The 16,249-nt window shown below is 40.8% G+C and carries 7 protein-coding genes and 1 pseudogene; 4 read left to right on the top strand and 4 right to left on the bottom strand.

Annotation, left to right across the window (positions count from 1 at the left end; all coding sequences use genetic code 11):
- Positions 1-470: 470 nt before the first annotated feature.
- The 4 genes and pseudogenes from Xbud_RS16815 to Xbud_RS16800 form a co-directional block, all read right to left on the bottom strand.
- A complete protein-coding gene (locus Xbud_RS16815) occupies positions 471-905 on the bottom strand; it encodes a hypothetical protein (RefSeq protein WP_099137202.1) in 435 nt (144 codons plus the stop codon).
- A 474-nt stretch (positions 906-1,379) separates the two neighbouring features.
- Positions 1,380-2,298, bottom strand: a pseudogene (locus tag Xbud_RS16810) (integrase domain-containing protein).
- Between the two features lie 1,156 nt (positions 2,299-3,454).
- Positions 3,455-3,946, bottom strand: coding sequence for an IS630 family transposase (locus tag Xbud_RS16805; protein WP_244590014.1), 492 nt, complete (start codon positions 3,944-3,946; stop codon positions 3,455-3,457).
- 180 nt (positions 3,947-4,126) lie between these two features.
- On the bottom strand, positions 4,127-4,459 hold the full coding sequence (locus Xbud_RS16800; protein ID WP_244590013.1) for a helix-turn-helix domain-containing protein: 333 nt from the start codon (positions 4,457-4,459) through the stop codon (positions 4,127-4,129).
- 328 nt (positions 4,460-4,787) lie between these two features.
- Here Xbud_RS16800 and Xbud_RS16795 point away from each other — a divergent pair, with 328 nt between their 5' ends.
- The 4 genes from Xbud_RS16795 to Xbud_RS16780 all read left to right on the top strand — a co-directional run bounded on the left by Xbud_RS16795 (position 4,788) and on the right by Xbud_RS16780 (position 16,196).
- On the top strand, positions 4,788-5,207 hold the full coding sequence (locus tag Xbud_RS16795; protein WP_099137206.1) for a PaaI family thioesterase: 420 nt from the start codon (positions 4,788-4,790) through the stop codon (positions 5,205-5,207).
- Between the two features lie 18 nt (positions 5,208-5,225).
- Positions 5,226-5,774 carry a GNAT family N-acetyltransferase gene (locus Xbud_RS16790; RefSeq protein ID WP_099137198.1) on the top strand — a complete coding sequence of 183 codons (549 nt, stop codon included), beginning with the start codon at positions 5,226-5,228 and terminating at the stop codon, positions 5,772-5,774.
- Positions 5,775-5,851: 77 nt separating this feature from the next.
- The gene (locus Xbud_RS16785; protein WP_169923097.1) at positions 5,852-11,935 is read left to right on the top strand and encodes an AMP-binding protein; all 6,084 of its coding nucleotides are present in this window, start codon (positions 5,852-5,854) and stop codon (positions 11,933-11,935) included.
- Entirely contained in the window at positions 11,925-16,196 is a 4,272-nt protein-coding gene (locus Xbud_RS16780; RefSeq protein ID WP_099137194.1) for a beta-ketoacyl synthase N-terminal-like domain-containing protein, read from the top strand. Before Xbud_RS16785 ends, Xbud_RS16780 begins: the two co-directional genes overlap by 11 nt.
- Positions 16,197-16,249: the final 53 nt, after the last annotated feature.

Below are 16,249 nucleotides of genomic sequence, written 5' to 3'. Positions count from 1 at the left end.
AGGTTGCTAATGATAAATCACAAACGGCGATTATTCCTATTTCTCTGTACTGAATATACTCCGCTAATCACATTGAGCAATTTAGACCCGTTTGCCCTGATAGATTCCCTTACGAGTAGTTGTGGTATTTCAATCAATGTGTATTATGTCATCTGAATCATGCTCCCAATAATTAGATATTGTGATAAACCCCCTTCCTTTTTTATGGGTAAGATATGAATAAAGTTGATGTGGTTTGTCGTTACTGTCACAAAACAGCTGAAGTTCAAAAGAGTAGAAAAGACAGAAATTAACAGAACTGATTTGGTGCAATCTATCAGCTCTTATCACATCGTAACAATGAAGCTGACAATTGTGTCCAGACTTATACAAGAAGTGTATTAGTTGCGTCTTGACCCAGCGGTAACTACACAACAAAATTGACAGGCCACACCAACTTTTACCATCTGAATGTTCCTCAAATAGGTGTGCTATACAGGATTCAATAAATTGATGTCACGACCCCTTTTTTCAAAATCGAGATTAAAACTTGCATCAGTATCACCATAATTTTCACCTTTACTTTCAAGACGAACATTCTCAACCTTTATATTATTGCAGCCATCAATAGTTAAGGTTGTTAGATATCTAAACTTATTGTTTGATACTGTTGGGTTTCCTGAAAAAATACAACCATCTCTAATAGTTATGTTATTTTTATTATATAATCTTAATATATTATTAAGGGGTGCAGCATCTCCTGTAGTAACTCCTGATATTGAGTTGTATACAGAATATTTCTTACCGAGAAGATCAAGAACCCCAAAGTCGGGAATAGAATTCATAGCATTAATTAATGCCAATGTATCATCAGTGATTCCATCACCCACCGCACCAAAATCTAATGGATTTATAATATGAAACATATTTTCTCTTTGTAATTTTAAAATTGCTTGTTAAATGAATAAATATATTAATACACTCTGATGATTGAATAAATTTATTACCTTTGTGTGATATTTTTTACAAGTAAATGATTTTTAAAATCAAAAGGAAATATTTATTATCTCAATAAGGTTGTGACATCAATTTATTGAATTATGTATAGCATGCCTATTTGGAGAACATTCAGATGGCAAAGATTGATATGGATTACCCATATTGTTATACAGTTACCCTAACATAACCATGGAATCTTTTAAGCATCGTTTCTCCACTATCTACTATTAGGAAAAGTATGGTGATGCCGGTAGCACGAGCTGCCACTGAAAATTTTTGCTAAATAACTTTGGGGCAAAAACAAGCCAGAGATAGATAATGAATGAAATGATCAAATGTAAAATTCAGTTTTATTGTACTTACCATAAAGCCAGATAATCTATAAGTCAGTACACGTTTATTTATTCACCCTCAATATTCCGGTAATACACCTGCCGGATATAGCGTCCTCGCGCATCGCCATGCCCCAAATCCATTGATACCAGTGCCTGTGCTTCCTGCTCGCTGAAACCCTGCGCTTTGTAATGTTCACCAGATTGCTGAGCAAAATGGTAACGCATACTGTGTGGGGCTTTCTTACCGCTCAGACCGGCACTTCTGACAATATACCGGTAACGATCTATGGCCTGAATAACCGTCGGTTTATCAATCAGTTTGCCGCTGCGCCCTGCCTGCTCGCATTCAGCGTAGGCAATAGCATTGTTGTAAGGCTTCCCGATCCAGTATCAGCGTCTGTCTGGGTCGCCCGCCTTTGGTGCCGAATACCACCCGCACTGAGGTATGCCCGTTTTCCAGCGCTTTTTTCCAGGTCGCTAAGGATTTATAAGCTTCCACCGCTTCTTTGGTACGCAGCCCCAGTACATATGCCAGTTGCATGACCGCCGCCACGCGCCGGTCTTTTTGCTCAACCTGCTGGAAAACCGCCTGAAACTCCGCAGGCATTAATGCTGTTTTAGTGCCTGTGCGACTCGTCTCGACAATACCCAGTGCCCGGTTACTCAGACGGGCGTTATCCGGTGCAGCCAGTTTATGCCTGCCCGCCTGCCTTAAAATCGTCCGCAGGGCTGACATCTCATTTTGCAGGGTTCGGTGGCTGATCTTGTTGGCCTTACGCTCAGCAATATAGCGCTCAATATATTTGCCTTTGAGGCTGTCCATCTGCCGGAGCCTGATACCATTGTCTTTCAGAAAGTTAAGGAACTGCCGGGCAATCCGTTCTCGATCCGCGACCGTTGCAAAACTTCCGCGCCCGTTTCGGGCATGGGTGATAAATTCTTTTCTGAACCGTTCGATTTTCGAACGTGCCGATTTCTGCGCCATTCCCGCCTCTCCCGCTAATTTGCTTCTTTTTTATTCGTTCTTAAACCAGTCCCTGCGTATCGGTTCAGGTTCACCGTTCCGTGGTGCGTCAGATAATGTGTAGCAGGGGAAAATTGCGTTGAGTTTTTGCAGGAGTTCGCTACGTGCTGAGCACGGCGGTGGAGTACTCCCCGTTCAGTGCCTGATTTTCGTCAGGATGAACGCCTCATTAATCATGACGTGGTGTGATTTCTCCTTTTTTACTGCATCAGCCTGTTGTCAGGCATGGGGTTAAAAAACAAACGAATAAAAGGATTCAGGATTAGAAAATGCCTGAAATAACGGGTGACTTTGAGTAATGCGTGGTTCAAATCAGTCGTAAAGCCAGACCGGACGTGCTCTGGACGTTGACGCTCGGCGGCGTCACTTGGTAATCGCTGCGCTTTAACACAAGTGACGCCGCGCAGTTTTCGGGACGTTTATCGTGATAAATACAAAACGTGGGTGAATGTTGTATCGGTTAAAACGGTATCGATTAACGTGAGGCAGGGAATGTTCTGCCTTGTTATGTAGGTAGCCGGTGACGAATAACACCGGGAAACTTTCATCATCGAAACTGGGTTATGTGTCCAATGATATCTGCTTCCAAAAGTGCGCAGATGTACCGCATTGCATGCACTCCCTTTCAGGCTACAGGAGTTTTTACTTCGCCACTCAACGCTGATCCTGACAGGCGATGGATCATTGATAACAGCTAATTACCTTATCGATTAGATTGAACGAGGTCAAATTTTTGTTCGATCTTAATAAGATGAGAAAAAAAGTACCCCTATTTTCTTGATGGAAATAATTTTTCCTCTGTTTCATACCCTTCAATAGGTTTGCGATATGTCCAGAGCCATTGTTTCACAGTAACCTGATGATCGTCACCAAACAAACCATCAGGATCAAGGATGAAGCCTTTCTTCTATCTGAAATAATCAGTTACTGCTCAAGATTCTGTATATAACCGTGACTACTGTTTATTATTAATAAATACATTATTAACGAAAGTAAATATATTATTGAATAAATAAATAATTTAGAGAATAATATAACCATCTAACTACTTGCTGCCATTGTGGAATTACGATTAGTACCAGTTAGTGCGGTAGCTATGGTAAATATAACTAAGTGATCAAGAAAAATTAATTGCAAATTGATCGCCATAACCTTCCAATAGAATATTTAGCTCATACTCCATTGTATCCTGAGTCCAGGTGATAAAACGTCGCCAGTGATATTTGGCTTGTTTCCAAACGATTTCAATCAGATTCAGCTCGGGGCTGTAGGCAGGAAGATAAAGTAAAAGCAGGTTGTGTTCTCGTAACCAGCGATTTCTGATTTTTTCCTCGATCCTATGGTGGATAGGCGCATTATCCAACACTAAAAATGTCAGGCGGTTGTCCCCTTGTTTGGCGACCTGCTCTAAAAAATCAATCACATCTGCTCGTGTGATACTGCCTGATGTTGTCTGGTAAAACAGCGTGTTGTCCGTGTAATTTAACGCCCCCAGAACTGACCGTCTGTCATGGTCTTGAGGCTCAGTCTCATGGGGTTTACACCGTGGGCTCCATCCATATTGCACCGGAGGAGACGCGGCAAAACCGACCTCATCAAAATAGATCAGTCGGTAATGGCCTAATCGTGCCCCGCTCTTAATTTTATTCAGTAAGGCGGATTTTTTAGCAAACTCCGTTTCGTTGCGCTTTTTTTAATTGATAGGCGGGTTCGTTTATAGGTGAGTCCCTGCTTTTTCAGGGTATTCGCCAGCGTTTCAAGCGTACAGGGCGGGAAACCATGCTTTGCTTCAACGCACTGGGCTATCCTGCCTAGCGTCAGGGACTCTGCGCTGGCGGCTTCGACACGCAGTGGCAATCATTTCAGGTGTCATGGCGAGATACCGGCCTCCGGCGTGCCCCCCTAATAATCCCGCTATCCCTGAATTGTGCCATGTGTGAACCCAGTTGTAGATAACCCGGACACTGCATCCTATCTCAGAGGCGATCTGAGGCGGTTTTCCTCCTCTGGCAAGCATGAGCAATCCCGTTCTTCGTGTCCGAATGTCCCGGTGTAGGTGATTCGAAGCAAGTTGTTGCAATGTAATTCGTTCAGGCTCAGAAAGTGTTATTTGCGATTTCATAAAAACAGGCGAAAAATCGTGTTATCGTGTTATCGATTATAGCAATAATGCAAATAATTTATCTGATTAACTTAATTGCAAACCCAAGAAGATTTAATATTTTATCATAATTCAACCTAATATATAAATACCTTCTCATAATATTAGTAAGGCATTTAAATTCAGAAGAACCCTTACTCCTTGCAACGCGAGGAGTAAGGAAAGTATCCTACAATTTTCAAATCTTACTTAGGAATTCTTAAATAGAACACAATGTTAATTTAACATTAAATAAACCATATTTAAGAAAAACATTATAATATTTTCAATACTAATGGTGGTAATAGGTTTGAATCAGTTAAAAAATGTGACAAATATTGAAGTATTTAATAATACTCCATTATTTAAAACACTTGGATTCACGATTGTCGAATGGGGTGTGGATTTTGTTGATCTGCAGATACGACATGGCAATCCATACCATGCGGGTTCTTTCGGGAAAAATACAGCTGTAGGGATTAATGGTGCAGTAGTGACAGCCGCGTTGGAATCAGCTCTTGGCATCTCTGGATTTATTGGATTCGGTTGCACGCCATCTGGTGTCGTTGCTCTTGATATCAAAATGATGCAGATCATCCGCGGTCAGTTTAGTCATGTGAAAGCACGTATAGACAGAAAAACTCGGACAATGATTTTCGCGTCAGCACATCTCTATAGCGAGAGGGGCGGTTTATGTGCGACTGCAAGTGGTATTGTTGCCAAAGGATGATGAAAGGGAGAGCTGATTATGCTGAAAAATGAAAGAATTATGCTGGTTGAACCTACAATCGACCTTGCCAACACAATGTATTCTGCAATTAAAGAAAATAGAGAGCACCTTTCTCGTTATATGCCTTGGGTAAAAGCCATCACGGATGAAGAAAGTTTTATCGAAAATATGAAGGAAGCGGTGGAAAATTTTAATAAATGTGAAGGTGAATTGCGATTTTCCATCATTCGATTAGATGATAATCGATTTCTTGGCGCTCTGGGACTTATTGTCCGTGATAAATCAATCCCATTCTTCGAAATGGGATATTGGCTATGTCATGATGCTGTAGGTTTGGGCTATGTCAGTGACGGTGTAAAACTCTTAGAAAAATATGCATTCGAAGATCTTGAAGCCAAAAGAGTCGAAATTCGCATGGCAGCCAGTAATATGGAAAGTCGGAAGGTCGCAGAAAGAAATAATTATCAACTAGAAGGCATTCTAAAATGCGAACGAAGGCTACCATCTGGAGAAATAGATGATACTGCAATATATAGTAAATGTATTTATCAGCCCGCATTAACATAAAAAACAAAATCAAGAAAATAAAACCCTCTTTATTGAGGGTGGCACAACTCATTCTTAAATAAACTATGTGAATGCTTATGTACGATGCGACTTGTTATCCAGTTAATATCTATCAACAAAATTTTCATTTGGCCTCTCAATTAGATGAGACCCACACGAAGTACTTAATTCCGGTCAAGGTGTCGATACAATATGTGTGTGATATAAGCAAAGTATTAAGTGCACTGAATCAGTGGATAGTACGGCATCCAAATATTTTTTCTAAATTGTCGTTTGATCAAGCCATGACATTTTTTACTGCCGAAAAAGCGACAATAGAACAATATAAATTTAATCAGGAAGAGGAAAGAGAGCAGGCGTTACTGAAATATCTCCAACAGCCTATTAAGGTCGATGGCGATCCTTTATTTCGGATTGGGCTATTTTATCTGGAAAACGCTAGCATTGAACTTGCACTGCTTTTTCATCATATTCTCATTGACCAGCAAGGACTTGAAGAATTGATGAAAGATCTCGACCTTATTTTTCAAGGGCACGACAAATCACCTGCTGTCAGGTTAAACTCATCACCTAACAAAGAAATTGAGCACTCACTTTTTGACTTTTGGTATCAGTCAATACATTCATATGAAGCAATTAGATTCAAAGCACCTGAATCTAAAGATGCACCTTCGTCAGACTGGCGCTACGATTTAACATTCACTCAAGAACTGTCAGATAAAATAACCCAATTCTGCAAGCAAGAAGGGGCTACCCCAGCAATTTTTCTCAACAGCTGCCTTGCGATTGTTATTTCATCACTACAACATTCAGATAAAGTTCTCCTGGGAACGGTGACCAACGCCTGTCAGGAAGAGGATGAAGGTATCGGATGTTTTGCTAATACGACATTCCTTCCGCTTGATCTGTCGAAAGCGACAAGATTCGCTGATGTTATGGAAATAGTATTAGAGAAGACCATCGATATTCTTGAATATGGACATTATCCATTTCAGGCATTGCGCAAAGGTATGCTGGAAAAAGGCTGGGGAGGAGAAAATCCATTTCACATTTTTACCAGCTTTGCCGAGAAGTCGGAAAATAAATTAGCCACATTTGCATGGGAAGTGATATCTGCTGGTGGATCTAAATTTCCGCTGAATGTACTGTTTTCAAAAGAGCATGAATGTTTTTCTGTATGTATAACATACGACACCACTATTTTTAACCGCGACTATGTGGCTGCTGTATGCCAAATGATTATTGCAGTGGCGAAGAAAGCTGTTCATACGAACAACCATTTGGATATTACAAATCGAGAACTTTATAGAAAGTTTGCACCGTTAAAGACAGGATCATTTCAGCCAGACGGTACATTGCTGGGGCGATTTAGACAACATGTAACAGCCTACGGGGATAGGCCATTTTACGTAGACCGTGAGCAAGTATTAACCTGGCGTGAAGTTGATACCATTTCAAACCGTGTCGCCTCATCATTACTACGTTTAGGTATTAAACCTGGAGACAGGATAGTTTTTGAGGCGCCAAGGGATTACCGGTTCATCTGCCTGATATTAGGTATCTGGAAAATCAGGGGGAGCTTTGTTTGCTTAGACGAGCAGGCAATTTTAAGCAGAAAGATCGGTGTCTTTGCTGAGGCGAAAGCGGCCCTCTTGCTGACTCTAACTGACAGCCATAAATTGCATGAGAAAAGCTATCCGATAGAAAAGATATTGCAACATAACGGTGAAGAACAACTTCTTACCAGTAATGAAATCGCCTTAGCCAGTGATGAAGCCTATATGGTGTTAACTTCCGGTACCACGGGAACGCCAAAAGGCATCTCTATATCGCATAGTAATGTTATTCATTATGGCGAGAGCATTGCGATTGAATTGGAGCGACTGGCATTGACAAAGGCAGAATCGCCTCTCGCTTTTGCAGTCGCATCTACACTGTCAGCCGATCTGGGTTATACCTCTGTCTTTGCTTCCCTTTACATGGGGGGAAGCCTGAGTATTGCGCCTTATCACATCAGTCTCGATCCTTTGTTATTCTCGCAATTCATCTGGGATAACCATATTGATGTTCTAAAAATCACGCCATCCCATGTATGGGGCCTTTCGCAGGGAGAGGGAATCGCCTCAACGTTCCCCTTAAAATGTCTCATTCTGGGAGGAGAGAAACTTTCGGGCCAGCAACTTGATGCTGTTCAACAAAGCGGTATCAAAATACTTAACCATTATGGACCATCAGAAACAACGGTAGGCGCGGTGCTCCACCATCCCAAATCAGCCGATGTCAGATTATCCAGCGTCCCTATTGGCAAACCTTTGGGCCTTAATCAGGTTTTGATAGTCGATCATAATAAAAGATTGCTGCCGGATGGAATCATTGGTGAATTGACTATTTCTGGCCCCAGTGTTTCCAGAGGGTATCAGGGGTCCCACGAAAACACGGCGGGTTTTGAGCAAAGTCCATTGACGGGGCAGACATACCATACGGGGGATCTTGCTTATTACAACAACGATGGTGATCTGGTTTTTGAATGCCGAAAAGATAAGCAAATAAAAATCTTAGGATATCGGGTTGAATTAAATGAGATTGAGCATGCGGTGGCTATGCACATCAATCCCGCAGAATTTCGGGTGAGATTTATCGCCGGACGTATCACACTTTTTTGTACAAGTTTGACGCTTGATCGTTGGCAGCAACTGTCGGTGTTTTTAAGAGATACTTTGACGGACTACATGATCCCAGCTGAGTTCGTGAAACTTGAGCGCTTGCCGACAACCCTGAATGGAAAAATTGATGAAGAGGCATTAAAGCAATTTGCACGCAATGCTTTTACACAAATAAAACAACACCCACTTTCTCTGTCACAGATTGATCAACAGATTCTGAATATATGGGAGAAACATATTGGGCTTGCTAAATCGCTGGAAGATTCTATTTATGCATCAGGGGCGAGTTCCATATCTGCGGTAAGGCTGATTGCTGAAATTAATGAGCAATTTAGTTTGAGCCTGAAAGTATCAGATTTCCTTAAGCAGCCAAGAATTGTTTTTTTTCAGGATATTCAATTAGGGCAGCCTATTCAGTCAAAAGAGACAGAAGAAAATCAACATGGTGAGAGAGGCTATTCATTAAGTTCACTGCAACAGACAATGTGGAATATCAACCAGCTCGATGAAACAGACACCTCTTATCATGTGCCAATTTTAGTGCGCTTAAAAAGTGACAAAAGTAAGAATAATATTGAAACCTGCCTGAACGATATTGCCGGTAAATTTGAGGTATTTCGGACCCGGTTTTTTGATGATGGTGAAAATGTTTCCGCTATCGTTATGCCTGAAATAAAAATATCGATCCAACAAGCCCGCTTTAAAGGTGATTTGAGCGAAATAACCAGGCTATGTCGTGTTAATATTAATCTAAGCAAACAACTCCCTTATATTTTCTTTAAGGACGATGATTATCTGCTGATTGTCATTCATCATATTATAACGGATGCCTGGTCAAATGAACTGTTGTTAAGTGCGATTAATACTGCACTTGCAGGGAATTTGTATAGAATTGATATTCTGCCAGAATGTTTTGTTGGCGATAAAAACTTAACCGATAACCAAATACAATATTGGCTAGACACATTAAAAGGCAAAGGATTAGATTTTAATTTAGCTGAACAGTCCCATGTAATAAAAATCGGCGTGGTTGCAACAGCGGAGATTTATATTGAACAACCTCTGGCTGAATTGATCGGTGAATTCTTCAAAAAAATGGAGATATCTCACTATGCTGGACTGCTGTCCATTTATAATCTCATGATGTGTCACCATTTCAACAGGGATAAAATGCTACACTACATACCAATATCTAGGAGAAAAACTAAAACAGACTTCTGTCAATTTGGTATGGCAGTGGATACCTTACCGGTATTAGGACATATTTCGCCTGAGTCACCGGTATTAGATTATCTTAAACTCTTCAATGTTGATTTCTTAAAATCAATAGAAAAATCAGATATTGATTTCAAGCGGATTGTTGATGAATGTCATTTGGTAAGAAAAGATGGCAAGCTCAAATCAAATCATATGTTCATTTATGAACAAGAGTCGACAAAAAATTTCGATCATATTGAGCGCTTGAGCCTTGATAGTATAGAGACAAAATTTGAATTAACTTTCTCAGTGATGCTAACGCAGGACGGTAGACTAAAAATAAATGCCGCATCCAATACCGTTCATGCCGATTTATTACAAGTGCTTCTGGCAAAATATAACAGAATTTTGGCTGTTATTGCTGAATTTGGCAACATTAAGCTTCGATATCTGCTATTGAGTACAGAAGGAAAGGTCTTGGTGGGGAATAATGTGCCGGAGAATATGCTTGGTTTGCCAAACAATATTGGCAAATCTTTGCAGCATTCATTTGAAGAGCATAAGTTGCGTATTGCTGTTATTGATGGTGAACATCATTACACCTACCAAGAACTTTATGCGGCTTCGGCCAAAATTGCTGGGTTTATAATAGAAAAAGACCTGACTAATCAACCCATTATGGTTCATATGGACAGGTCATTTTATGCGATAGCGGCAATAATCGGCGTAATATTGTCGGGAAATATTTTTGTTCCAGTCGATAGTTCATCTCCCCAGGACAGAGTATCTGGGATACAGTCTGTAATAGGTGGGAATATATTAATCCTGAATAAAGAGACTCTCGAAGACGTTATAAGTCTGAACAATCGAGATGTTTTGAGTTTTAGGGAATCTTTACCAGAAGACATTCTGTATATGATTTTTACCTCCGGTTCTACTGGGGTACCTAAAGGCGTACCTATTAGCCACAAGTCATTTATTAATTATCTGGCATGGGCAAAAAATAAATATAAAATTACTTTTTCCAGTATAGTACCACTATTCACGTCATTAAGTTACGACCTGACATTGACCAGCATTTTCTTGCCACTTATTTCAGGTGGGAAGATACATATCATTGAGGGTGATAACGGCCTTTCAATAATAAAAAATTTGGTTGAAAGCAAAACCTATTATGACATGATAAAACTGACTCCTACTCATTTAACCATGATGAGCCACCTGCTTGACGATAATAGAATTGACGGTAATAAAATTAAAGCGGGTTGTGTGGTGGTTGGTGGCGAGCAATTATACTATGAAATGCTTAATTGCCTTGAAAGTGACACACCGGTTTATAATGAGTATGGACCTACAGAAGCCACCGTTGGGTGTTGTGTGCATGAAGTATTTCCTGAACAAGGTAAATATGGCGTTGTGCCGATTGGATTGCCAATTTGGAATACACGTCTGGCGATTATAGGTTCTATGAATCAAGTGCTATCATCCAATGTCGTTGGTGAGTTGGTGATTTCAGGTGTACAGTTATTTCCAGGTTATTTCGCCTCGTCATCAGATAAATTGCATCAAATGACATTAGGAGATTGTCATGGTACCTGGTATCGAAGTGGTGATTCCTGCTATATAAAAGAAGGTGTTATACATTATGTAGGGCGCGAGGATCGGCAATATAAAATAGATGGCAATCGAGTTGATCTTGGCGATATTGAATCGGCCATCATGCGAATTAATGGTATCCATTCAGCGCAAGTTCATTATTTCAATAATGATGAGCCATGCTTAATAGCGGTTATTTCCGTAGAAAATGGCATTGAGAAAAATCATATAGTACGTGAATTGAAACGTTATTTTCCGGGGGCAATGATACCGCAAAAAGTGATATTCGATACAGAAATCACTGTTACTGATAGTGGCAAGATCGACTTTAATGCTGTGCTTTCAACGCAACAAAATCATTCTGCGATCAAAGAAACCCGTAAGCATGTTTCACTAGTCAGAGAGATATGGGAAACGTTATTAGGATATACAGGCATTGATGGAAACATTAATTTCTTTGAGGCCGGTGGCAGTTCAAGAAAACTATTACAGCTCTCACAACGCCTTTCTGAAGCGTTAAAGAGAGAACTTAGACCTGTAGATCTATTGACATATACCACCATTTATCAGCAAGAGGATTTCTTGTTAGGTAAACAACATAGCGCTGAGATTTTTGTTGCAAACCGGGCGAAAAGTCGCGGGGTAAATCAGGCTAACACCATACTAAATAAAAGAAAGAAAAGGGGTAGTGTCCTTGAGTCATAAAATCGCTGTTGTTGGCATGTCAGGGATTTTTCCCGGTGCGAGTTCCATAAAAAAATATTGGGAAATGCTCATTGAGGGTAATACCGGTATTCGCGAGATACCTGATGAGCTTCTGACTACAGAATCGAAAAGAAATAAAGCGCGTTATGGTGAGAATTACATTACTCGAAAAGGCATCCTTGATCGTGAGTTTGGATTCGACTACCGCTTTTTCAAAATGTCTAAACAAGAAGCTTGTTTACTTGATCCTCAACAGAGGAAATTCTTGCAAGTATGCTGGAATGCACTAGAAGATGCCGGCTATTCGCCAAAAACCATGCAAAACCGTAATGTTGGGGTTTATGCGAGTTGCAGCCCTTCAACCTATGCAGAACAAGTTTCTAAAGACATGGATCTGTCAGACTGGCAGCAATCTTTAATGCTGTTCAGCAATAATCTGAGAGACCTTGTTGCTTGCAGAGTGTCATCTTTGCTGGATTTGCATGGACCAAGCCTTAATGTACAAACAGCCTGTTCCTCTTCCATGTCCGCTTTGCATGAGGCATACCGGGGGCTTTTGTTTGGCGATTGTGATATTGCCGTAGCCGGTGGGGTGGCAATCAGGTTGCCTCAGGAAATTGGCTATGTGTATCACGAACGAGGGGTGTATTCACATGATGGCGCATGTCGTCCATTTGACCATCACAGTAGTGGCACCGTTTCAGGTAATGGGGCTGCCGCAGTCATCTTGAAGCGGTTTGAAGACGCTGAGAGAGACGGCAACCGAATTTACGCTGTGATTGATTGCGTGATGGCGAATAATGACGGCAATCGAAAAGTCGGTTTTACTGCGCCCAGTGTTGTAGGGCAACGCACCCTTTTTCAGGATGCCCTTGAATTTTCGGACATTGATATCGCAGACTTAAGTTATATCGAAGCCCATGGTACAGCAACGCCGCTGGGCGATCCTATTGAGTTTGAGGCCATGAGTCAGGCTATTGCTGCGATCACGCCTAAATCACACTTTTGTTATTTGGGCAGTGTAAAGGCGAATATTGGTCATCTTGATTCAGCGGCTGGGATCTCTGGATTTATCAAGGCTTGCCTCATTCTTTGGCACCGCAAAGTACCGCCTCATCCAACCTTTGATGCTCCTAATCCGCAACTCAAGTTTGAGGGCAGCCCGTTCCTTATCAATAAGCAGGTAATAGCATTGCCTTCTACCGGCATTTTGTCCGCGGGCGTTAATGCGGTTGGGATTGGCGGCACAAATGTTGTTGCCATACTTTCCTCAACAGAACAGGCGACATGCAGTATTGAGAATTCTGGTCGTTACTATTTCCCGTTATCTGTTAATGATAAAGAGCTGGTTTCGCTCAATCAGCAAGCCGCAGCGTCGCACATTGCCTGCGTGATGGATGATGCAGCAACGATTTCATCATGTATGGCTGAGAAAAATACCGGATTTCCAGTTAAAACAGGAATATGGTTGGACTGGAAAGACGGTCAGCTCAGGCAGAGCCTTCCAGCTGCTACCTGCACAACCTCCCTGAATAAGTTGATCTTTGTACTCCCTGGTGGGGGTAGTTTTTTCAAAGGTGCTTTATCGGCAGTTGCACAAGAATTTCCCTATGTCATTGATGAAATTGGCGATCACTTAGATTTAGTGGGTGATATATCCCTAAAAGGGAAAATCTTGTCTTACCTGACTGATAAGGATGAAACCTCTGACCATAACGGTTTTGGGGAAACATTAACAGAAAACCTGCTGACGACATTTTTCTTAAATCATGCATTACTACGGGTTCTTCGCCAATTAGGCATTCGTCCTGACATGCTGATTGGACACAGTTTAGGTGAATATAATTGTGCGGTTGCAGCTGGCGCTATGACAGTTGAGATGGCGGTAAAAATTATCTTGGAGAGGGCGCGGATTGTTGCGTTAGCACCCAAGAAATTTTTGCTCAATGTTTTCTGTAAAGCAGAATCTCTGCAAGATTTCGATCAGTATCATGATATTGAAATCATCTCTTATAACTCTGATTCAAATCATACAATTCTGGTCGAGCCAGGTATTTATCCTGAAATAAAGGCTTTTTTACGCAAAAATCAGATTGGTTTTAAAAAGATTAATGTGGTTGCTGCCGCGCACTCTCAATTGCTAGAACCATATATGGCAAACTTTGACGACTTTTTAACCGAGTTTTCATTTATGCCGTTGCAGGTTGCGATGATCAATAATTTAAATGGCAGCCTGCTTCAAAAGGGAACGCGCCTTGATAAGGATTATTGGGTACAACATCTTAGACAGCCTGTCAGATTTGCCGGTGGGATGGCAATAGCGGTAGAAAATGACGCGAATACCTTTGTTCAAGTTGGTGTCGGTGAGGGATTAGCAAGACAAGTAAACAGTGAAAAACCCATCAATATATTTTCTCTGGTTGGTAATAGTATTCAACAAACTCACGATGCTTTATTGGGCGCAATAGGGATATTTTATCATTTGGGTTTAACGCCGGTTTTTGCCGGTCTGCCAACCGCAAAAACACCAGTTCGCCATTTGCCTCTGCCGCCTTATCAATTTAAAGGTACTGTATGCAAAATGGAATCTGGCAAAACGAATCAAGTGAACCTGATTAATAATGGCTCGCCAGATTTATATCATGAGGGATTAGTTTTTGATGCTGAGATTGAAGATATAGCGATCACTCAGCTGCCTAATATCGTTCCTGTAAACAAATTGATAAGAAAGTTCTCATGTGAGGAAGAGTTACGAGAATATTGGGTTGCTAACCATGAAATTCCGACACTATTTGTTGATATTACTGGCTTTAACTGGCGTGAAGCCGGTGACATTTATTTGCTTAAAGAGCGGATACGCCTAATTGCCAATCAAAATGAGCGGTCAAGGATTTTTCTGACAATACAAGCGCAAAGGCTGCCAGATCTGTCTTCTTTATTGGCACCGCGTAATTTTTGTGTCTGTGTCAATCAAGAATTACCGACGCTCAAAACGACACTCCTTGTTTCAGATAACTTCGAAACAAAACATTATTGCGCTTTTCTTAATAAGAAAAATGTGCTGAATGATGCCTATTTCATCTCTGATAGCCACATCTATATACCTTCTTATTCTATGTTGGAAAAGGAAGATTTCTATTCAGACGAACAACCCGTGGGTGATGAAAAGACAATTATCATGTTCGGCGGAGCCGGCAAGATTGGTTTAAATTTACTGTATCATCTGATGTTATCGACCTCATATCATTTTATTTTGGTCGGACGCAAACAACTCAATCATGACCTTCATGAATTTTTGTCAGACAAAGTGCATGAATATCATATTGATGAGAAAATCATCTCTGAAATATATTCTCAGCACCATCGTGTTGCTTATATTGGCTGTGACCTTACACAAGAAAACGCCCGTCAGCAGGTTATTTCTCATTTGCATGAACAAGGGATCAGAAATATTGACGCCTTTATGCTGATGACCGCTGATTCCTATTCGTCTTCGATTAGAAAACAACTGGTTGATGTCACCGCAGACGACATACACCAGCAACTAATGTCAAAAGCACATGTACTAAATGAAATAGCCAAGCTTGAGGAAAGTTTAACACCAAAGGTCAATATTGTTTTTAGCTCTAATGCCAGTCGATTAGGGGGGATAGGTATGTTCTCCTACAGTATTGCTAACGGTATTTTAGACAGTTGGGCGCAGCAGAAAACTGGGAATGTACGCAGAATCTCGATTAACTTTGATGCGTTTCGCTTTGCTCCTGATCCGAATCCTCCGGCAAACTTTATCAATGAGGAAGCTTTAACCCAGTTGATGATTGGGCTACTCAACAAAGATATTTCGGGAACGCTTATTCTTTCTAATGAACGTTTTCCGACTCGAATTAAACAATGGGTACATCTTGCTGGCGAACAATTTACACATTTAGCTCAGGAAGAACCTATTGATGAAACCGGCAATATCACGATCTTTATGAAAAAACAGTGGGAAAAATTACTTGGTGAAGAAGATTTAACCGCTGAAAGTCATTTCTTCAATTTAGGTGGACACTCATTGATGGCTTTCCAGATATTTTCCGCATTAAGGCAATTCTGGAAAGTCGAAGTTGTACTGATTGATCTGGCAAAAAATCCTACGCTAGGTTCATTTACCTTCTTAGTTCAAGAACGGATGAAAAATGCTGTTTATAAAAATGAAACTATCGAACGGATATCTCCACCTACGATAGATGCACTAATGTCAAATATATTAGGCAATTAATTGGTGATCTTATGTTAAGGAAACATTGTATTTAGGATAATGGTGTTAAGGAA

It is taken from the genome of Xenorhabdus budapestensis, assembly GCF_002632465.1.
Taxonomy (GTDB): domain Bacteria; phylum Pseudomonadota; class Gammaproteobacteria; order Enterobacterales; family Enterobacteriaceae; genus Xenorhabdus; species Xenorhabdus budapestensis.
Note: the sequence above shows the minus strand (reverse complement) of the source record. Positions and strands in the feature narration are given on the sequence as shown.